General features: G+C 49.1%; 20 protein-coding genes. 13 read left to right on the top strand and 7 right to left on the bottom strand.

Annotated features, from left to right (window positions below; translation table 11 throughout):
• The first annotated feature begins 7 nt into the window (after positions 1-7).
• The 3 genes from P6910_RS26330 to P6910_RS26320 are packed head-to-tail and all read left to right on the top strand — an operon-like array spanning position 8 to position 2,728.
• Positions 8-1,093 (top strand): COX15/CtaA family protein, encoded by a 1,086-nt coding sequence (locus P6910_RS26330; protein WP_317144188.1) that lies wholly within the window; start codon positions 8-10, stop codon positions 1,091-1,093.
• Positions 1,090-2,007: a heme o synthase gene (gene cyoE / locus P6910_RS26325; protein WP_317144187.1), complete on the top strand. Its 918-nt coding sequence runs from the start codon at positions 1,090-1,092 to the stop codon at positions 2,005-2,007. Before P6910_RS26330 ends, cyoE begins: the two co-directional genes overlap by 4 nt.
• A gap of 58 nt (positions 2,008-2,065) precedes the next feature.
• A complete protein-coding gene (locus P6910_RS26320; RefSeq protein WP_317144186.1) occupies positions 2,066-2,728 on the top strand; it encodes an SCO family protein in 663 nt (220 codons plus the stop codon).
• Positions 2,729-2,776: 48 nt separating this feature from the next.
• Here the strand turns inward: P6910_RS26320 and znuB are convergent, their stop codons facing one another.
• The 5 genes from znuB to P6910_RS26295 all read right to left on the bottom strand — a co-directional run bounded on the left by znuB (position 2,777) and on the right by P6910_RS26295 (position 7,257).
• Positions 2,777-3,559, bottom strand: a complete 783-nt coding sequence (znuB, locus tag P6910_RS26315) for a zinc ABC transporter permease subunit ZnuB (RefSeq protein WP_317144185.1) — start codon at positions 3,557-3,559, stop codon at positions 2,777-2,779.
• Positions 3,552-4,331 carry a zinc ABC transporter ATP-binding protein ZnuC gene (znuC, locus tag P6910_RS26310; protein ID WP_317146594.1) on the bottom strand — a complete coding sequence of 260 codons (780 nt, stop codon included), beginning with the start codon at positions 4,329-4,331 and terminating at the stop codon, positions 3,552-3,554. Before znuC ends, znuB begins: the two co-directional genes overlap by 8 nt.
• 74 nt (positions 4,332-4,405) lie before the next feature.
• Positions 4,406-4,891: a Fur family transcriptional regulator gene (locus tag P6910_RS26305; RefSeq protein WP_317144184.1), complete on the bottom strand. Its 486-nt coding sequence runs from the start codon at positions 4,889-4,891 to the stop codon at positions 4,406-4,408.
• Positions 4,892-5,102: 211 nt separating this feature from the next.
• Positions 5,103-6,578 (bottom strand): hypothetical protein, encoded by a 1,476-nt coding sequence (locus P6910_RS26300; protein ID WP_317144183.1) that lies wholly within the window; start codon positions 6,576-6,578, stop codon positions 5,103-5,105.
• Positions 6,579-6,846: 268 nt separating this feature from the next.
• On the bottom strand, positions 6,847-7,257 hold the full coding sequence (locus P6910_RS26295; RefSeq protein ID WP_317144182.1) for a DUF2782 domain-containing protein: 411 nt from the start codon (positions 7,255-7,257) through the stop codon (positions 6,847-6,849).
• Positions 7,258-7,415: 158 nt separating this feature from the next.
• Here P6910_RS26295 and polA point away from each other — a divergent pair, with 158 nt between their 5' ends.
• Positions 7,416-10,154: a DNA polymerase I gene (gene polA, locus P6910_RS26290; RefSeq protein WP_317144181.1), complete on the top strand. Its 2,739-nt coding sequence runs from the start codon at positions 7,416-7,418 to the stop codon at positions 10,152-10,154.
• A gap of 730 nt (positions 10,155-10,884) precedes the next feature.
• On the opposite strand, the gene yihA is transcribed toward polA, so the two are convergent.
• Positions 10,885-11,508 (bottom strand): ribosome biogenesis GTP-binding protein YihA/YsxC, encoded by a 624-nt coding sequence (yihA, locus tag P6910_RS26285; RefSeq protein WP_317144180.1) that lies wholly within the window; start codon positions 11,506-11,508, stop codon positions 10,885-10,887.
• 56 nt (positions 11,509-11,564) lie between these two features.
• Between yihA and P6910_RS26280 the strand changes: the two genes are divergently transcribed.
• The 8 genes from P6910_RS26280 to P6910_RS26245 all read left to right on the top strand — a co-directional run bounded on the left by P6910_RS26280 (position 11,565) and on the right by P6910_RS26245 (position 16,611).
• Positions 11,565-11,825 carry a hypothetical protein gene (locus P6910_RS26280; RefSeq protein ID WP_317144179.1) on the top strand — a complete coding sequence of 87 codons (261 nt, stop codon included), beginning with the start codon at positions 11,565-11,567 and terminating at the stop codon, positions 11,823-11,825.
• A gap of 119 nt (positions 11,826-11,944) precedes the next feature.
• The gene (locus P6910_RS26275) at positions 11,945-12,556 is read left to right on the top strand and encodes a c-type cytochrome (protein ID WP_317144178.1); all 612 of its coding nucleotides are present in this window, start codon (positions 11,945-11,947) and stop codon (positions 12,554-12,556) included.
• A gap of 315 nt (positions 12,557-12,871) precedes the next feature.
• Positions 12,872-13,567: a thiol:disulfide interchange protein DsbA/DsbL gene (locus tag P6910_RS26270; RefSeq protein WP_317144177.1), complete on the top strand. Its 696-nt coding sequence runs from the start codon at positions 12,872-12,874 to the stop codon at positions 13,565-13,567.
• A gap of 65 nt (positions 13,568-13,632) precedes the next feature.
• Positions 13,633-14,505, top strand: a complete 873-nt coding sequence (locus P6910_RS26265; RefSeq protein WP_317144176.1) for an endonuclease/exonuclease/phosphatase family protein — start codon at positions 13,633-13,635, stop codon at positions 14,503-14,505.
• Positions 14,502-15,065, top strand: a complete 564-nt coding sequence (locus tag P6910_RS26260; RefSeq protein ID WP_317144175.1) for an adenylyltransferase/cytidyltransferase family protein — start codon at positions 14,502-14,504, stop codon at positions 15,063-15,065. The genes P6910_RS26265 and P6910_RS26260 overlap by 4 nt, the downstream gene beginning before the upstream one ends.
• Before the next feature lie 8 nt (positions 15,066-15,073).
• A complete protein-coding gene (locus tag P6910_RS26255) occupies positions 15,074-15,688 on the top strand; it encodes an NUDIX domain-containing protein (RefSeq protein WP_317144174.1) in 615 nt (204 codons plus the stop codon).
• Positions 15,660-16,259, top strand: a complete 600-nt coding sequence (locus P6910_RS26250; protein WP_317144173.1) for a hypothetical protein — start codon at positions 15,660-15,662, stop codon at positions 16,257-16,259. The genes P6910_RS26255 and P6910_RS26250 overlap by 29 nt, the downstream gene beginning before the upstream one ends.
• A gap of 10 nt (positions 16,260-16,269) precedes the next feature.
• A complete protein-coding gene (locus tag P6910_RS26245; protein WP_317144172.1) occupies positions 16,270-16,611 on the top strand; it encodes a hypothetical protein in 342 nt (113 codons plus the stop codon).
• A 5-nt stretch (positions 16,612-16,616) separates the two neighbouring features.
• Here P6910_RS26245 and def read toward each other — a convergent pair whose 3' ends face one another.
• The gene (gene def / locus P6910_RS26240) at positions 16,617-17,225 is read right to left on the bottom strand and encodes a peptide deformylase (protein ID WP_317144171.1); all 609 of its coding nucleotides are present in this window, start codon (positions 17,223-17,225) and stop codon (positions 16,617-16,619) included.
• A 571-nt stretch (positions 17,226-17,796) separates the two neighbouring features.
• Between def and P6910_RS26235 the strand changes: the two genes are divergently transcribed.
• Positions 17,797-18,066 (top strand): hypothetical protein, encoded by a 270-nt coding sequence (locus P6910_RS26235; protein ID WP_317144170.1) that lies wholly within the window; start codon positions 17,797-17,799, stop codon positions 18,064-18,066.
• The last annotated feature ends 38 nt before the right edge of the window (positions 18,067-18,104 follow it).

Genomic DNA, 18,104 nt, shown 5'->3' with positions numbered 1-18,104 from the left:
GTGTTCTATGACAACAGCGTCTATTACAAAAACAAGAAGCCAGACAAAGCGACAGAGAACGGGTTTTTATCTCTCCCTGTTTGCAACCTTGCTGGCCGCTGTGGTTGTCGGGTTAGGGGCTTATACACGACTGGTTCATGCAGGACTGGGTTGTCCTGACTGGCCAGGCTGCTACGGCTTCCTGACAGTACCTGAAACAGCGCAGGAAATAGCCATAGCGGAAACACTCTTTCCCCATGCCCCGGTAGAGGTCGACAAAGGCTGGGCTGAAATGGTGCATCGATATGTCGCGGGCTCCCTACTGCTGCTGGTTCTAATGATCGCTATTCAGGCCGTCCGGAACCGGAAAGAGCCGGGACAGCCAGTGAAGCTGCCTTTATTTATTCTGGGGCTGATTATTCTGCAGGCGGCCTTTGGCATGTGGACTGTGACATTAAAGCTCTGGCCCCAGGTGGTGACCGCTCATCTTCTGGGCGGCTTTGCTACCTTCAGTTTGTTGTTTTTACTGACCCTTCGTTTATCCGGATTGGTTTGGCCAAAACTCCCCTCTTCTGACCAAAGAGATCGGCTGCGAGGGCTAGCCGCTGTCGGACTATTGGTGTTGATTTTACAGATCACACTGGGAGGCTGGACCAGCTCCAACTACGCTGCCCTGGCCTGTCCAGATTTTCCCATGTGTCAGGGGCAATGGCTGCCTGAGGCTGATTTTGCCGACGGTTTGAATGTCAGCCAGTCTATTGGTCCGAATTATCTGGGTGGAAAAATGGACTCTGAATCCCGGACTGCTATACATCTTTTACACCGATTAGGGGCACTGGTGACTACGGTGTTTCTGCTGTTCCTTTTTGTGCAGGTACTTCGATATAGTAATACACAGTTGTCTAATAACCGAAACAGCCTGAGAGTGCTGGCCTCTTTGATGCTGCTGGCTCTGCTGGTGCAGGTCATTTTGGGGATCAGTAACATCCTGGGCAGCCTGCCACTTTCAGTGGCGGTGGCCCATAATCTGGGAGGTGCTGTTTTGCTGTTGACACTGGTGGCTCTCAACTTCCGTATGAACATATCTGAAGGATTCAGTGAGGTTCAATCATGAGTAAGGTCATTGAAAAGAACGGTAGCGCATCTCTGCAGGAATCCGTTCACTGGCGTGATTATCTTGAGCTGACCAAACCCAAGGTGGTCGCCCTGATGGTTCTGACGGTGGTGATTGGTATGTGCCTGGCAACGCCGGGCATGGTGCCTCTGGATGTTCTGCTGTTTGGTAATCTGGGCATTGCTCTCTCGGCCGCTTCCGCTGCAGTGATCAATCATGTGGTCGATCGACAGATTGATGCGGTTATGGCCAGAACCCACAAGAGACCGGTAGCCACAGGGCGTGTTGAGCCCATTCAGGCCTTGTTGTTTGCTTTTACCCTGGGTGTGCTGGGCATAGGGATTCTGGTGTTTCTGGTCAATCCTTTGACCGCCTGGCTGACGCTGGCCTCACTGATGGGTTATGCCGTGATTTACACTCTGATTTTAAAGCGTGCTACCCCACAGAATATTGTCATTGGCGGGATTGCCGGTGCCTCCCCTCCTCTGCTGGGATGGACGGCAGTGACCGGACACTTTGAAGGACACGCCTTGCTGCTGGTCTTGATCATTTTTGCCTGGACGCCACCTCACTTCTGGGCCTTGGCCATTCATCGCAAAGCAGAATATGCCAAGGCGGACATTCCCATGTTGCCGGTGACTCATGGAGAGGCATACACCAAACTGCATATTTTGCTATATACAATGATCATGATTCTGGTCAGTGTTTTGCCTTTCCTGACCGGCATGAGTGGTGCCATTTATCTGGCGGGTGCATTAATTCTAGGGGGGCGGTTTCTTTACTGGGCTATTGCTCTGTTGCGGGAAAGCAGGCCCCATGCCGCCATCAAGACGTTCAAGTATTCCATTACCTATTTGATGTTGCTCTTCGTGGTACTGCTGGTGGATCATTACGCATTTTATTTGTGGCTTTAACAGGCATAGGCTCGAACGGAGCCGCAGCTTTTTAGCTGAGGGCTCCAGAGGATTTTCCATGGAATCTGGGATCAGAAACAACGTGAATAAAACAGTATTGATTCTGGTGGCCATTGTTGCGGTCATTATGGGTCTGACGTTCTACAAGTATACGAATAAGCCATCGTTGACACTGGAAGAGTTACAGCGAATGGGGACAGTGGTTTTCGACAAGCCACGGACCTTTGACATGAAGGGAATGGTGGATAACAAGGGGCAACCTTTTAACCAGACTAATCTCGAAGGCAAATGGTCCCTGGTGTACTTTGGCTACACCTTCTGTCCGGACATCTGCCCTACTACGCTGGGTCAGTTGAACCAGATGGATAAGCTGTTGAAGAACGATAACCCTGAAATGGCAAAGAAAATGCACTATTTCATGGTGACGGTAGATCCACGCCGTGACACAGTAGAGAAGCTTAATGGCTATGTCCCTCACTTTAACCCTGATTTTGTGGGTGTGACGGGCTCCCAGAAAGCTATCCATAACCTGGCCGTGCAAATGAACATCCCCTACACACCGGTCATCGATCCGGAAGATGAATACTATCTGGTGGATCATGGCGCCAACCTGGTCATCATCAATCCAAAGGGGGACTATCACGGTTTTATCCGCCCGCCTCTGGATTCAGAAAAACTGGCACGGGTGATGGTGGGTGTTGATGAGTTGTATCAGGAATAACTCTGTTATCGGTTCTCAGGCTCCGGGCCAGAAAGACTGGCCCGTCGATCAGCTGCGTTTGAAGCTCAGACCCAAAACAAAAATCAGGAAGCTACAGACGACAACCGAAGGTCCTGACGGTGTATCCAGTTGCCAGGATGCGGTCAATCCTCCTGCCACACTCAGCAAGCCTATGATGCCAGCGATGATAGCCATCTGTTCTGGTGTTCGGGAAAACCTCTGGGCTGTTGCGGCCGGGATAATCATCAGTGAAGTGATCAAAAGCACACCAACAATTTTCATGGCCACAGCAATCACAAGGGCCATCAGTAAGGTCAGAATCAGTTTGGTTCTGCGAACCGGAAAACCTTCAACCTGTGCCAGCTCTGCATGAATGGTCATGGCCAGAAGAGGTCGCCACAGCAAGGCCAGAGTGATGAGAACCAGTGCGCCGCCGCCGTATATCCAGAACAGGTCTGTGGGTGAGGTTGCCAGAATGTCTCCAAACAGGTAGGACATCATGTCGATCCGGACGTTCTCGGAAAAACTGATCGCAACAAGGCCCAGAGAAAGGCTGCTATGGGCAAGAATCCCCAGGAGTGTGTCGGACGCCATTTTTTGTTGTTCCTGCAGCGAGACCAGGAGAACCGCAAGAAACAGCGAGCACACTATAATGGCCAGATTAAGATCAATATCGAGCAGCAGCCCCAGGGCTACGCCCAGCAGTGCCGAATGAGAGAGGGTATCGCCAAAGTAGGCCATCTTTCTCCAGACGACAAAACAACCCAGAGGTCCTGCCACTATGGCAACCCCTGATCCTGCGAGCAGTGCAGTAAGGAGCAGTTCAGGCATGAGTGCTCCCAGTGTTTTTCTTGTGGATGATTTGACCATCAACAGTATGTTCATGGTCATGGTGGTGTGCGTAAACAGCCAGTTCTTCGGACTCGCCACCAAAAAGTTTCAGATAGGCAGGGTGTTGACGAACCTGATGAGGGTGGCCAGAGCAACAGAGGTGCTGGTTCAGGCAAATGACCCGATCTGTTGAAGCCATCACAAGATGAAGGTCATGGGAGACCATTAAAACAGAGCAGCCGTCTTTCAGCTCAGGGTTGTTGCCATTTCTGAGTTCGGTAATCAGGTGATAAAGCTCTTTCTGACCATTGACGTCTACTCCCTGAACCGGCTCATCGAGCACCAGAAGATGAGGCTTGTTGAGCAGCGCCCTGGCTAACAATGTTCTCTGAAGCTCTCCACCTGAAAGCGAATGAACCGGTGAGCTGATGACGTGGGCTACTCCGGTTCTTGCCAGTGCCGAGCGAATCTGTTTTCCTGACTGTCCGGTCAGAGAAAGAAAGCGTTTAACGCTCAGGGGCATGCTTTCGTCAACATGCAATTTTTGTGGCATATAGCCGATACGCAGGCCTTCTTTTATAGTCCGGCCACCGGAATCAGGCGTCTGCAGGCCCAGAACTACTCTGACCAGTGTCGTTTTACCGGCTCCGTTCGGCCCTATCAGGGTCACGATTTCACCCGCTTTTACGTCCAATGAAATATCGGAAACGACTTCTCGTTCGCGAAACGCAACATGGATGTTGTTCAATCTGATTAACGTCTCTTCAGACATAGGTGTATTCAGATCCCTTGTGGTTACTGTTTTATGGCCAGAAGTTTTTTTACAGGCAGAGGCTTGGTCTGAGCTCATAATGACTCTTGGAATCCCTGGCAGTTTGAGCACAAACCGGTGAGTTCAATCGCAGTGTCAACGATCTTGAATCCCTGATCAGAGGCACAGGAGGTAATCGACTGGTTAATGGCCTGATGATCGATTTCCTGTGTCACGCGGCAGTTCTCGCAGATAAGAAAACAGCTGTTATGTTTTATGCCGGGATGCGGGCATCCAATGAAAGCGTTAAGAGAGGAAAGACGGTGAACCAGGCCCTGCTCCAACAAGAAGTCCAGGGCGCGATAAACGGTGGGAGGTTGAGCTGCCCGCTCTTCCTGCTTCGCCAGTTGAGCAAGAATGTCATAGGCTCCAACGGGCTGATGACTCTGCCAGACCAGTTCCAGTACCTTCTCACGGAGACGGGTCAGCCTGACTCCCCTCTGTTGACAGAGTATACGAGCCTCCTGCAAGGCTTCTGATATACACACATGATGGTCGTGATGCTGGTGGACACTGGTCATGACAAGAAAATGGTAGCAAGTGAACGATGTTACATTATAACCGAAATTCTGCCTGTAATCGAAAAAGAACTCACGTCAAACCGGGCAGGAGTCTATTTCTTTCGTCAGTCCGCCGGGGGGATTTATATTCCTTGATCGAAATACTGGCGCAATTCCGCTTCTTCAGGGGCGGGTCTGTTAAGAAAGGAACCACAACGGCTCTGGTAGATGCTCAGTCTTTTAAGTTGGCTCCTTCAGGGGCGAATAGTTCACCTTCAATTCTCTGGCGTTTCGGTTTTGGCTCGCTGTTATGCATCCTGGTAAAGTGCCCGTTACGCTCGAATTTGGAAAAGAACCGGCGATTACACTTTGGATCGGCACAGATATAGTTTTTTTCCCCGTCATGCTTCCTTCGAACATGGGTATCACGATCGGAACTGACGGCGAACCGGCGATCACACTCTGAATCGGTGCAGGCATGAGGCTTTTCCCCGGTATGATGCCTGCGAACGTGAACATTACGGTTGGAAATGGAAGGAAACCGGAGGTCACATTTCGGATCGGTGCAGGCATAGGGCCTTTCCCCGGTATGCTCTCTGCGAATGTGGCTATCACGGTCAGAAGTAGTAGCGAACCGGCGAATACAGTCCTGAGCTTTGCAGGCATGGGGCTTATCCCCATTATGCTTCCTGCTAACGTGGGCATCACGGTCGGAATTGGCGGCGAACCGGCGATCGCACTTTGAATCGGTGCAGGCGTAGGGCCTTTCCCTGGTATGCTTCCTGCGAACGTGAATATTTCGGTTGGAAGTGGAAGTGAACCGGAGATTACATTTTGGATCGGTGCAGGCATAGCGCTTTGCTTTTTTCGAGGCGGCTTTGGGGGCATCCTTTTTTATGGGGATATCAAAGTAGAATTCGGCGTGCTCACAAAACGATCCACCACAGGTTGAGCAAGCCTCTATAGTCTCATGCTGGTTTTCTTCATCCATGTTTTCTGATGTCTCTTCGCTGGCGTCTTCATTCCCATTTTCCTGATTTCTGGTATTTTCGGTAGTTGACTGGCCTTCACCGCCTGTGGCTCCTTCTCCATCAGGGCAGGCTTTGCTTATTCGGCTTTCATTATGGAAGTGACGGAGTATGCAGTAACGGGTATCAGGCTTTAAGGGAGTCCCCTCGTGGAGCGACTCTTCATATTGAATTTTTGCTTCATTGGAGTCATCAGGTTCGTTCTCGTTTTCTTCTAAGACATACCACTCGATGACTTCATCCTCCTCCTGTTTATCGTCACTTATCAATCCATCCTTATCTTCCCCCGGGTAGCGAAATAAGCATAGTTGACTGCTCTGTTTGGCGGCTTCGGTGATTTCATCATGTCGATTAACACCTTTCTTTATTTCTGTGGCGACAGCTCCACTTCCCGAGTCAAACTCAGGGAGTAGAGGCGGCCCGGTTGGAGTTAAAGGAGTCTGCGGCGGGAGTGATGCATTGTATCTTAGTTGTGAAATACTCTGGGGAGATAGTCCGAGCTTCATGTTTTTGCCGGGCTGGAGCCCGACCCTGGCAGGAGTCCTGTTCCCGAAACAGACCTGTTCCCCTTCGATTTCCGTGTACATGCATTGTGTGTCAGGGAATGGTAGGGCACGACCTTCTGTGAGGTATATAGCCTGTGTGGATGTGACCTCAACAGGAAGTTGTTGGGTGGTCATAAGTGTTTTGCCGTGCGCCATAAAAAAAGCAAGACATTCGTCCATGCTGTAACAATTTGAGCTGAATTTGCTGAAGGTTGCGATCCAAATCAGCAAGAATTTTTTTACAGCTTGCAATGTTCGAGTTTTCCTTTGAATGCAGGTTGAAAACTCAGGTTAGACAATGCTGCTGATAGTGGGGAGTTTTAAGCAGAAATCATTGCGAAATCGTGAGCAGTTAGGAGCTTGGCGAGAATCCCGCACCCATTGAGAGAACAGGCTCAGCCATCTACTTCCATTGAAAAATAGTCCAGGATGGAATCAGCATCTCGGGTTTGGTGGGATCTACAAAGTTACCCATATGATCCGCTGCGACCAGATAATAAGGTTCGCCAAACTCGGGGGTGACATGGATCCCGTAAAGAAAGCCATTAATTCGGTATTCCTTGATGATTCCCTGGCTGCCGGGACGAATGACTACGGTAGTGTCATCCCTTTGCTCAAGATCTTCCGGACGCAGGTTTTTAGGGATTTTTTCAAAATCTTCTTTGCTGATCGTTGTCGATTCAGGTTGAATGACTTTGGGAGGCTTTTCCAGAGCGGCTTCTGTTGGGTTGGATGACGGTGGAAAGTTGGCACAGCCGACAAGAAATAAAGACATGATTGCAGCAAAAGCCATTGAACCTGTTACTGATTTCATAGCGTGCCCCAAGGAATAACCATGTGTCCGGTTGGAAAAAGAGATTAGAATAGCAGTCTACTCCAATATTTGGGAGGCTGTAGCCGCCAGTGTTCAGTTATATAAATGTCTGAATGCTCATTTTGCGACAGTCTCTTTAACCAGAGATCAATTCAGCAATGTCAGACCAAGCCAATCCGCCCCTTGTGCTCGTAGATGGGTCTTCTTACCTCTATCGGGCTTTTCATGCTTCAGAACGAGCGAACCTGAGAACATCAGACGGTCGTCCAACAGGCGCTATCCGTGTGATGACGAACATGCTGAAGAGTCTGCTTAAGGAATATCCGGGCAGTCCTGTAGCGGTTGTCTTTGATGCCAAGGGGAAAAACTTCCGGCATGATCTGTACGAAGACTACAAGGCAACCCGCAAGCCTATGCCGGACGATCTGCGCTCACAGGTCCAACCGATTCACGAAACGGTTCGAGCCCTGGGTATGCCGTTGTTGATGATTGAGGGTGTGGAAGCAGACGATGTCATTGGCACTCTGGCAAGAGAAGCCACTGAGAAAAAAATTGCTACCGTCATCTCAACCGGTGACAAGGACATCGCCCAATTGGTTTCTGAGCATGTCACTTTGATCGACACCATGAACAATACCCATACTGATCTGGATGGCGTTGTGGACAAGTTTGGTATTCCTGCGCACCTGATTATTGATTATCTCGCCCTGATGGGTGACTCCAGTGACAATATTCCGGGCATGCCTGGGGTTGGGCAGAAAACCGCTCTGGCTCTGTTACAGGGGATTGGCAGTATTGACGAGATTGCCAAACGTCTGGATGAAGTCCCTGCCCTGGGCTTCAGGGGCAGCAAGAATTTCGCTGCCAAGTTTGAAGAGCACAAGGATATTGTGCGGCTTTCCCGGGATCTGGCCACTATCAAAACCGATGTCCAGCTGCCTGTTGCGATTGAGGATCTGAAAGCGGAACCGGCAGATAAAGATGCTTTGCTGACTCTTTATAAAGAGTATGAATTCCGTTCCATGATCGCTGAACTGGAAAAAGGCATGGACGGGGGCACAGAAACTGAGTCGGCCAAGCCAGCTATACACGCTGAATATGAGACGGTTCTCGATAAAGAGACTTTTGGCCGCTGGCAGAAAATATTGAATGACTCGGAACTGTTTTCTTTTGATACCGAAACCACCAGTCTGGATTATATGGAAGCGGAACTGGTTGGACTCTCCTTTGCTGTAGAAGCGGGTAAGGCCGCCTACGTTCCGGTAGCACATGACTATGTTGGCGCACCCGCTCAGCTGGATAGAAACTGGGTGCTGGAGCAGATGAAACCGCTACTGGAGAATCCTGAAAAGAAAAAAGTAGGCCAGAACCTGAAATACGATAAAAGTGTGCTGGCTAACTATGATATCAGTCTGGAAGGTATCCATTGGGATACCATGCTTGAGTCCTATGTGCTGAACTCGACCGCTACCCGCCATGATATGGATAGCCTGGCTCAGAAGTACCTCGACCATCAATGCATCTCTTTTGAAGAGATTGCAGGCAAGGGTAAAAAGCAGCTCACTTTCAACCAGATTGATCTTGAAACAGCGGCGCCCTACGCGGCTGAAGATGCCGATATTACCCTGAGACTGCATGAAACGATTGCCCCCCAACTGGAGCATGAGCCATCTCTGTACTCTGTATTTCGTGATATAGAAATGCCCCTGGTAGCTGTTATGTCGCGGATGGAAAGGCAGGGAGCCCGAGTTAATGGCCACCTGCTGGCGCAGCAGAGTATGGAGATTGGCAAGCGTCTCCATGAGCTTGAAAAGCAGGCTCATGATGAAGCGGGAGAGCCTTTCAACCTGGCGTCTCCCAAACAATTGCAGGCGATTCTGTTTGAGAAGCTGGGTCTGCCGGTCATCAAGAAAACACCGAAGGGGCAAGCTTCCACCGCTGAAGAAGTGCTTCAGGAGCTGGCACTGGATTATCCCCTGCCAAAACTTCTGATTGAACATCGTGGCCTTAGCAAGTTGAAGTCGACTTACACCGATAAGCTGCCCCAGATGATCAATCCGGCCACTGGGCGCATTCACACGTCTTACCATCAGGCGGTGACAGCAACGGGTCGTTTATCCTCCTCTGATCCTAACCTTCAGAACATTCCTATTCGAACGGAGGAAGGACGCAAGGTTCGCCAGGCCTTTGTTGCCCCTGAAGGGTATCAATTGATTGCCGCTGACTACTCACAGATAGAGCTGAGAATCATGGCTCATCTTTCTGATGACGCCGGTTTGTTGGAAGCCTTTGCGCAGGGTCTGGATATTCACAAAGCCACGGCTGCGGAAGTCTTCGGTGTTGAATTGGCAGGGGTCACTTCTGAACAGCGCAGAAGTGCCAAGGCGATTAATTTTGGTCTAATTTACGGGATGTCTTCTTTCGGACTGGCTAAACAGTTGGGTATTTCCAGAAAGTCAGCACAAGAGTACATCAACCTTTATTTCGATCGTTACCCCGGTGTGCTTCATTACATGGACGGAACCAGAGAGTCTGCCAAAGAAAAAGGGTATGTTGAGACCTTGTTTGGACGCAGGCTCTACCTTCCCGAAATCAATGCTCGCAATGGTATGCGTCGTCAGGCAGCGGAGCGAACTGCGATCAACGCCCCCATGCAGGGAACGGCGGCAGATATCATAAAAAGAGCGATGGCTCATGTGGATCAGTGGCTTTCAGAGAGCGAACTGGATGCCAGAATGATTATGCAAGTCCACGATGAGCTGGTGCTGGAAGTAGCAGAGGATCAGCTGGAGATCGTAAAAGCCGGTGTTGTGGAAAAAATGTCCCAGGCTGCAGACCTGAAGGTCCCCCTGCTGGTAGAAGCGGGTTCAGGATACAACTGGGATGAAGCTCATTGATGCATCAATGAGGGTAGTGTTTCCCTGAAAAATTTGAAGATGTGAAAAAAATATTATTTTTTTCACATCTTCGGGAACTTTTTTCAATTTTGATTGTCTCAGTATATGTAGGGAGGCGAAAAGTCTTTCTGCAAACTCCTTGTGTGTTTAGTGTTGGCAATATGAGCAACGCTGTGTTCCCCGACACAGTCTGCGAGGAACCGGTTACCTCCCCCCTTGGTAGCCGGTTTTTTTTGCCTGAAGATCTGCCAGAAAAAAAATCAAAAATATTTTCATCTATCGGGAACTTTCTAAAGATTCAGTTGTCTAATGTTGTGTAGTGAGGTGAAAAGCCTTTCTGCAAACTCCTTGTGTGTTTAGTGTTGGCAATAAAAGCAGTGCTGTGTTCCCCGACGAAGCCTGCAATAAACCAGTTACCACCCCCCCCTTTGGTAACTGGTTTTTTTTTGCCACGAAGAGCGTCAGCCATTGGACGAGTGTCTTATGGAAGCTGGAGTCTGTCCTGTGAGTTTTTCTGTTCGGGTCGATAGTCCGATGTGAGCGAACTGTTTTCAGGTATCTGGTCAGGTTATTGTGGATGTGATGGAACTTACCGGAGCATTGACAGTCTGAAGTTATGTGAGAGAAATTCCTCTCCCTTTTCTCTCACTGCAATCTGTGTGTATTTAATTTCTCCTTGTCAAGGAGCTTAGCGCTTCAGCCATCTTCCCCCGTTGGCTGGAGCTTTTTTTTATTCCAATTCTTCTTCATCTGACAGCAACCAGGTATCCAGACGCTGTGCCAGTTGATCAACACCGGTTTTCTTCAGGGCAGAAAAAAGTTGTATCGAAATTTGCGGATATTCCGAGAGTTCTCTTTTCAGGTTGTTCAGGGACTGTTTTGCGACACCGGACTTAAATTTGTCACTCTTGGTTAAAAGAATGTGCAGTGGCATTTTGGACTCAATGCTCCACTGGACCATCATTCGGTCAAATTCCTTCAGAGGGTGGCGGATATCAACCAGCAGAACGAGACCCACCAGAGATTTCCGGTTGGTTAAATAATCATCAAGATGTTTTTGCCATTCGATTTTCATAGCTTCCGGTACTTTGGCATAGCCATAACCGGGAAGGTCAACCAGATGGATGCTCTCTTCAATATTGAAGTAGTTGATCAGTTGGGTGCGTCCGGGAGTTTTACTGGTACGGGCAATTTTTGAGCCTGTCAGGGTATTCAGCGCACTGGACTTACCTGCATTGGAGCGACCCGCAAAGGCAACTTCCCTGCCATTATCGGGCGGGCACAGTTTCAGCTTGGGGGCGCTGGTCAGAAATTTGGCCTTGCGATAATTTAAACCGGTTCTGGTTTCACTCATGTGTCAGACCTGTCAGGAAGCTCCCTGGTCAGGGAGTTTCGCTATAGAAATGAAAAGTGGGCGCAATTTTGCTTGACTTGCAGGGCAAATGGAATAGCTGCGAACTATTTGCCGACAATTGGCAACCGCTGGTCGCAGGCCAAATGCCCGAGAAAAAAACAGTTTCTCTGAACACTGGCGAATTTACTGGGCTCAACGACCTATCGGAAAATAGCATTAAGGTATATAATGGCCGTCGTTTTGAGGCATATGCAGCCATTTTAATCCACCTTTTTCAGAAAAAAGGCCGAGCACAGGTCGAAAAAGCAGCTGAATAAAGAGGACGTTTGTAAAGACAGAGGGGTCTCCGCCTTTACAATCAGACGCTGAACAGCTGACTGGAAGGGTTGGGATAATAACAGTCACTCATGGCAAGTGCCGTAGCTGGGTCAGGTTAATGAAAAAAGTTATTTTCGGTCTGGTAGTGTCCTTGGGGGTATCAGGTGTGGCATTTGCGAAGGGGGATGCAAATGCTGGAAAAGCCAAAGTGGCAACCTGTACCGCCTGCCATGGAGCAACAGGTGTAAGCCTGGCGCCCAATTTCCCAAATCTGGCAGGACAGGGCGAACGCTATCTGGTTAAACAGATTTCAGACATTAAAGCCGGTAACCGCAATGTTCCGGAAATGGCGCCTTTTGTAGGGCAGCTTACAGAACAGGATATCGAAGATATTGCTGCTTTCTATGCGAGCCAGCCTGCGCCACAGGGGATGGCCGATCCTGAACGGGTGGAGCTGGGTGAACAGCTCTATCGCTTTGGTGATCAGAAGAAAGGCATTCCTGCTTGCGCAGCCTGTCATTCTCCGACTGGTCAGGGTAATCCCCTGGCTGGCTTCCCGAAAATCAGTGGTCAGCACGCTCAGTACACAGCCAAGCAGTTGCGTGATTTCCGAGAAGGTGATCGTGTCAATGATGGCGATACCAAAGTGATGAGAAGCATCGCTGAAAAACTGAGTAACAAAGAAGTAGACGCTCTGTCGAGTTACATCAGTGGCCTGCGGCAACAGTAGCGGCTGGTTGAGCAGAAATGATGTCTGGCGATTCAGCCATAAGCACAAAAAACGGTTTGCAATGATAAGTTGCAAACCGTTTTTTTATGATTGAAAGAAAGGTAGAAAAGTTTTTCTTCGTATGGGCTTTTTTAACGTAAAAGTTTTTTATCAAGAGCCTGACATTCAACAGGAATTTGCCTTGAAAATACCTTATCTTTCCTGATCGATACGATAGGATAACAGAGAGGATTACCTCCGCTTGGACTCACTGCCCAGACTTCTGTTAACTTGTCATTCTGATAGATCATTATAAAAGCCTTGGAGTGTTTTTAGATGCCGAAACAACTGAAATTTTTATGGTTGGCTCTGGTTTTGCCATTAATGGCGCAGGCTGCTGTGCAGGATAAATACAAGGAAGGTCAGGACTATCGGGTGCTGCCTAACCCGGTTCAGACTTCAGTGAAGAAAGGCCAGATCGAAGTGGCTGAAGTCTTCTGGTATGGCTGCCCACACTGCTACACTCTGGAACCCATGGTTGAGCGTTGGAAGCCTTCTCTGGAAAAAGACACCCGCGTTCTTCGTACGCCTGGTTTCTTTGGTCCAAACATCTGGAAAAGCCACGCCCAGCTTTACTACACCTTGGAAACCATGATACTGGACGAGAAAAAACTGAACGAGATACACAAAAGTATTTTTGTTGAAATCCAGAATAGAAATAACCGTCTTGGCGACGTAAAAACTATGGGTGATTTTCTTCAGGAGCGCTACGGCATTGATTCCAAGCAGTTTGCCAGCTTCTATAATTCCTTCGGAGTTCTGAACCTGATGAATCAGGGTGGGTCAAAAATCAAAGGTTATCAACTGAACGGTGTTCCAGCTTTGGTAGTCGATGGCCGATATGTTATTGAGCCCAGAGTTGGGTTGGAAAACATGCCAGTTATTGCTGACTTCCTGATCAAGAAAGTGCGTGATGAGCGTGCAGCCCAAGTAAAGCCTAAGGTTAAGGAAGAGTCAAAGGCAAAAAGCTGAACATTTTGACCCCTTCGACAAAATGGATGCCGGGCTGACCAGCATCCAGAATTCAGGTTTAACTGATGCCGATTAGAGCTTTGAAGGGGGCCTTGTCTTCTCGCTTGAAGAGGGACAGAGCTCCGGGATCCGTTCACTGCAGTGAGCTGGTCTATAACCCCCGATCACAAAAGCCCGGACACATTCGTCTACTGAGTTTTAATATCCAGGTAGGCATCAACACCCAGCAATATCGTCACTATCTGACTCGCAGCTGGCAACATCTGTTGCCTCATTCAAGACGCGCAAGAACACTGGATCAGATTGCTGCCGCCCTCCCTGATTTTGATCTGGTAGCTCTTCAGGAAGCCGATGGTGGCAGCCTCAGAAGTGGCTTTATCAATCAAACCGAATACCTCGCCCTGAAATGTCAGTTTCCCTATTGGTATCACCAGTTGAATCGGAATCTCGGAAAACTGGCACAGCACAGTAACGGACTGCTGAGCCGATTCAAGCCCACCATTCTTGAGGATCATAAACTGCCCGGATTGATCCCCGGACGGGGAGCTATCGTTGCCCAGTTTGGTGACCCCGGGGATCCTTTAGTTGTGGCGATGATGCATCTGGCTCTCAGCCAGAGGGCCAGAAATACTCAGCTTTCCTATATCAGGGATCTGGTCAGAACTTACAATCATGTGATCCTGATGGGCGATATGAATACCCACGCTGAACAACTGCTAAACAACTCACCCCTGAAAGATACTGACTTGCAGGCTGTTCACTCTGAGCTGAACACTTTTCCCAGCTGGCGTCCCAGTCGTTCACTGGATCATATTCTGGTCAGTCCCTCCTTGATAGTGCATCAGGTCGGTGTACTGAATCTGCCCATTTCAGATCATCTGCCCATCGCAGTAGAAGTGGAAGTGCCAAAGAGTGTCATTTTGGAAACAACATTATGACCGCCAGAAAAATAGGAATTTTGGGTTCTGCTTTTAACCCGCCAACATTGGGGCATCTGGATGTATTGGAACAGGCCCGACAAGCATTTGACCTGATATTGCTGGTGCCCAATGCTGCCCACGCTTTTTCCAAGTCGATGTTACCGTTTCATCATCGGGTGGCCATGTGCCAGCAACTGGTGAACTCGGTACAACTGCCTCAATGCCAGATAGAAGTCTCAGACATTGAGCTGAAAATGCTGGCAGATAATCCCGAAAAGCCGGTGTATACCTTTGATTTGCTGGAACTCCTGGAGCAGAAATACCCCGGGGACCAGCTGGGTTTTATCAGAGGGCCCGATAATGCCGACCCCCGGATCTGGAAACGCTTCTATCGGTCTGAAGACATTGAACAACGCTGGCAGGTCTTTACTGCCCGGGAACGTCAGAATATTCGGAGCACTCAGGTAAGAGAGCTGTTAGTTTCAGGGAGTTCTGACGATAACAACAAGGAAGCCGTGGCTGCTTTGCTGTTGCCTTCGGTTCATGATTACATTCTTCAGCATCATTTATATCAATAAGGTGTGCCATGAAATTATCTGGTCTGGGAGTCGAAGACGCTCATGTTGAAAGTGAAGAGCGAGTCTGGTCTGGATTTCTGAAGCTATGCCGATATAAAGTCAGGCATGCCCTTTTTCAGGGGGGGTGGAGTAAGACTCTGGTTCGGGAAGCGGTTTTGCGAGTACCTTCTGTGGGTGTACTTCTCTATGACCCTGTTCTGGAAAAAGTCGTACTGGTCGAACAGTTTCGCATAGGCCCTCTGATGAGCGATGATGACCCCTGGTTGCTGGAAATTGTTGCGGGTATATCCGAGCCGGGTGAATCTCTGGAATCGGTTGCCATTCGTGAAGTGAAAGAAGAAGCCGATTGTGAAGTGAAGCATCTTTTGCCGGTATCCAATTTTTACGTCAGCCCCGGCGCAACCAATGAACGTTTCATGCTCTATTGTGGCATTGTTGATGCCTCATCGGCAGGTGGGGTTTACGGGCTGGCAGAAGAAGGTGAAGATATCAGAGTGCATGTGTTGGCAGTAGAAGAAGCCTGGCAGATGGTTGAAGATGGTCGTATTTCCAACGCTCCGGCTATCGTTGCCCTGCAATGGTTAAGGTTGAACCATGGAGAACTTAAAGATTATGTTCAATGAAGCCAGGTCCGGATTTTTAATACTGATTCTAACGGCGGTGCTGGCTCTGACAGGATGTCAGTACACAGGTTTTAATGACTCGGGTGGCCTGGGTGGTACGGCCGCTTCTTCAGGTCTGTATCGTGAAGGTCTGCCGGGTACCGCTAACTGGGCTGTCCTGCCTTTTATCAATCACAGTGAAGCGACCAGTATCACCACTCAGGTAGAAAGAATACTGATGGTTAATTTGCCTTCACGGGGTATTGAAGAGGCTCGCTTGTATCCTGAGTCAGAAGTGACGACCGCCTCAAAATCGCTGGAAGCGGCTCATCGCTATCAGAATGGCAAGCAGTGGGCTATGCAAAATGATATCAGCTTTGCAATTGCCGGTGAGATTTTCGAGTGGTACTACGATGACAGTGGCAGGCCGAATGTTTCTATGGGACTGACGGTTATTGATATCCGCAGTGGTGAGGTGATCTGGGATATAAACGGTGCCAGTGAAGGCCTGGAGGGTGACGATCTGTTTGATATCAGCCGGGGTCTGATATCCGATTTGCTACAGTCTTTACCTATCAACCGGCGTATTTAGAGGCAGCAGGATGCTATACGCACTCAAAGATGAGAAAGGTGAAATTCAGGCGGTTGCTGACCGGCAGCTGACTGACGACTGGGAAGTCGTTAATCTGGAAGATGAAGCCGTCCATACCTTCCTGCAACGAAACCCGACCATCGGTAGCAAGGTCATGCAGGCGGCGGATGCCGACTTTATCAGGGTACTTGAAGATTTGATCGACCTGCTCATTGATAAGCAGATCATTCAGTTTACCGAGCTGCCAAATCCGGTTCAGAAGAAGTTATTGAACCGTCGCCGGTATCGTGAAGAGTTACGTGATCAGGATGATACGACCCATCTGATTGATGGAGGCGATGAGATTTTCTAGCTTCATTAGCGCTCATTAGAAATCTGGCCGCGGGTTGTCTTGTGAGCATTCTCTGTTGGCCAGCCTTCTGCCCATTCTTCCTGATGCTCAATTGACTGATTGGGAATTATCAGACTTTTATCTTCCACTCTCGTAGGGAAAAGCTTCCCGTTAAGGTGATCCAGTTCATGTTGCATTATCCGGGCGGTAAAGCCTGACAGGTTTCTTTCCTGCCGCTCTCCCCGTTCGTTATATCCAACCACTGTGATGCTTTCAGGACGCTCAATCCATGCTCTCATGCCCGGAACTGAAAGGCAGCCTTCCCAAGTCCAGCAGGTATTTTCACTGAAATCGGTGATTTGCGGATTGATCCAGAATGCAAAAGGGATGTCCGGTGCCTGTGGATATCTGAACCGGTTGAGTTCTGAAATACCAACACTGAGAACACGGGCGGGCCAACCTATCTGGGGAGCGGCAAGACCCACTCCAAGGGTACTTAATTGCTTTTGCTTGAGAATCTCAAGGTTGTGCTGAAAGTCATCTGAGGACATTTCTCCGACGGCGACCTGGGGCTGTTCCTGAAACAGCAGAGGGTGGCCCATAAGTAATACATCTGGATCTTGATTCAGTCTCATCACAATAGTTTCCGGAATAAAAAAACGCTCTCTGCTTTATAGCCTAATTTTGTTGCAGCAGAATAGACCGAGGAGCTGTGTATCTGTGACAGGAACTTATGGGGCTTTACGACATCTTCTGCATGGGCATGATGAACGGCGTATTCAGAGCAACCACATCTCTATTGCCTAGCAGCCTGTCGGACTTAAGCGCCCGTAGCGAGGATTGCGAGAAATTGAGGATAAAAATTTCTGCTTCTGAGGAGAATAGCGGGGCTATTTGACGAAGAGGCAGGAATTTTTAGACCAATTTATCGCAACCGCAGTAGGGCAGACTTAAGTCCGACAGGCTGCTAGGTGCCGCAAGAAAATCTGAAAGACGTGGTTCTGGCATTTGCCGCACAAGCCCTGACTCAAAACATGCGTGTTCATTTAGCTGGCGATATTGCTATTTGAAACCCTGGCAGAGATGTGAAAGTAGGGCCAGCCACAGAATAAGATAATCCTTGAATAAACGTTCTATCTGTGGATAACCTGTTAAAAGATGTGGAAAAAGCTGTCATTGGTGTGTGTATAAATGCAAGGAGGCGTTATGAAACTGGACAAGTGTCCCTGTTGTCTGGGTGAAGCAGAGTTGGCAAGCATGATGGTTGGGGACACTGAAATGTGGCAGGTGACCTGTTCAAGCTGCGGGTTATCCACAGAGCTGGATGATGACCAGGCCTTTTCGGAAGAACGATGGAATCTGCGTTTGGAACGCTCAAAGCTGAAAATGTGGGTAACCCTGCTGGCTTCCCTTCTGCCTTTTCTGGCAGTAGCCGCATTTCTTGGTGGCAGTTTTATGGGGCTCAGGATTCAGTAAATACCCCGGTCACCTGCTATTTTCAGGCTCGCGGGGCT

It is taken from the genome of Endozoicomonas sp. 8E (assembly GCF_032883915.1).
Classification (GTDB): Bacteria; Pseudomonadota; Gammaproteobacteria; order Pseudomonadales; family Endozoicomonadaceae; genus Endozoicomonas_A.
The sequence above is the reverse complement of the archived record's forward strand: the minus strand, read 5'-3'. Positions and strand labels throughout refer to the sequence as shown.

Excerpts from the sequence above, each read along its gene's own strand:
- P6910_RS26330 (WP_317144188.1), top strand. The coding sequence starts at position 8 with ATGACAACAGCGTCTATTACAAAAACAAGAAGCCAGACAAAGCGACAG.
- cyoE (WP_317144187.1), top strand. The coding sequence starts at position 1,090 with ATGAGTAAGGTCATTGAAAAGAACGGTAGCGCATCTCTGCAGGAATCC.
- P6910_RS26320 (WP_317144186.1), top strand. The coding sequence starts at position 2,066 with ATGGAATCTGGGATCAGAAACAACGTGAATAAAACAGTATTGATTCTG.
- znuB (WP_317144185.1), bottom strand. The coding sequence starts at position 3,559 with ATGCCTGAACTGCTCCTTACTGCACTGCTCGCAGGATCAGGGGTTGCC.
- znuC (WP_317146594.1), bottom strand. The coding sequence starts at position 4,331 with ATGTCTGAAGAGACGTTAATCAGATTGAACAACATCCATGTTGCGTTT.
- P6910_RS26305 (WP_317144184.1), bottom strand. The coding sequence starts at position 4,891 with ATGACCAGTGTCCACCAGCATCACGACCATCATGTGTGTATATCAGAA.
- P6910_RS26300 (WP_317144183.1), bottom strand. The coding sequence starts at position 6,578 with ATGACCACCCAACAACTTCCTGTTGAGGTCACATCCACACAGGCTATA.
- P6910_RS26295 (WP_317144182.1), bottom strand. The coding sequence starts at position 7,257 with ATGAAATCAGTAACAGGTTCAATGGCTTTTGCTGCAATCATGTCTTTA.
- polA (WP_317144181.1), top strand. The coding sequence starts at position 7,416 with ATGTCAGACCAAGCCAATCCGCCCCTTGTGCTCGTAGATGGGTCTTCT.
- yihA (WP_317144180.1), bottom strand. The coding sequence starts at position 11,508 with ATGAGTGAAACCAGAACCGGTTTAAATTATCGCAAGGCCAAATTTCTG.
- P6910_RS26275 (WP_317144178.1), top strand. The coding sequence starts at position 11,945 with ATGAAAAAAGTTATTTTCGGTCTGGTAGTGTCCTTGGGGGTATCAGGT.
- P6910_RS26270 (WP_317144177.1), top strand. The coding sequence starts at position 12,872 with ATGCCGAAACAACTGAAATTTTTATGGTTGGCTCTGGTTTTGCCATTA.
- P6910_RS26265 (WP_317144176.1), top strand. The coding sequence starts at position 13,633 with ATGCCGATTAGAGCTTTGAAGGGGGCCTTGTCTTCTCGCTTGAAGAGG.
- P6910_RS26260 (WP_317144175.1), top strand. The coding sequence starts at position 14,502 with ATGACCGCCAGAAAAATAGGAATTTTGGGTTCTGCTTTTAACCCGCCA.
- P6910_RS26255 (WP_317144174.1), top strand. The coding sequence starts at position 15,074 with ATGAAATTATCTGGTCTGGGAGTCGAAGACGCTCATGTTGAAAGTGAA.
- P6910_RS26250 (WP_317144173.1), top strand. The coding sequence starts at position 15,660 with ATGGAGAACTTAAAGATTATGTTCAATGAAGCCAGGTCCGGATTTTTA.
- P6910_RS26245 (WP_317144172.1), top strand. The coding sequence starts at position 16,270 with ATGCTATACGCACTCAAAGATGAGAAAGGTGAAATTCAGGCGGTTGCT.
- def (WP_317144171.1), bottom strand. The coding sequence starts at position 17,225 with ATGAGACTGAATCAAGATCCAGATGTATTACTTATGGGCCACCCTCTG.
- P6910_RS26235 (WP_317144170.1), top strand. The coding sequence starts at position 17,797 with ATGAAACTGGACAAGTGTCCCTGTTGTCTGGGTGAAGCAGAGTTGGCA.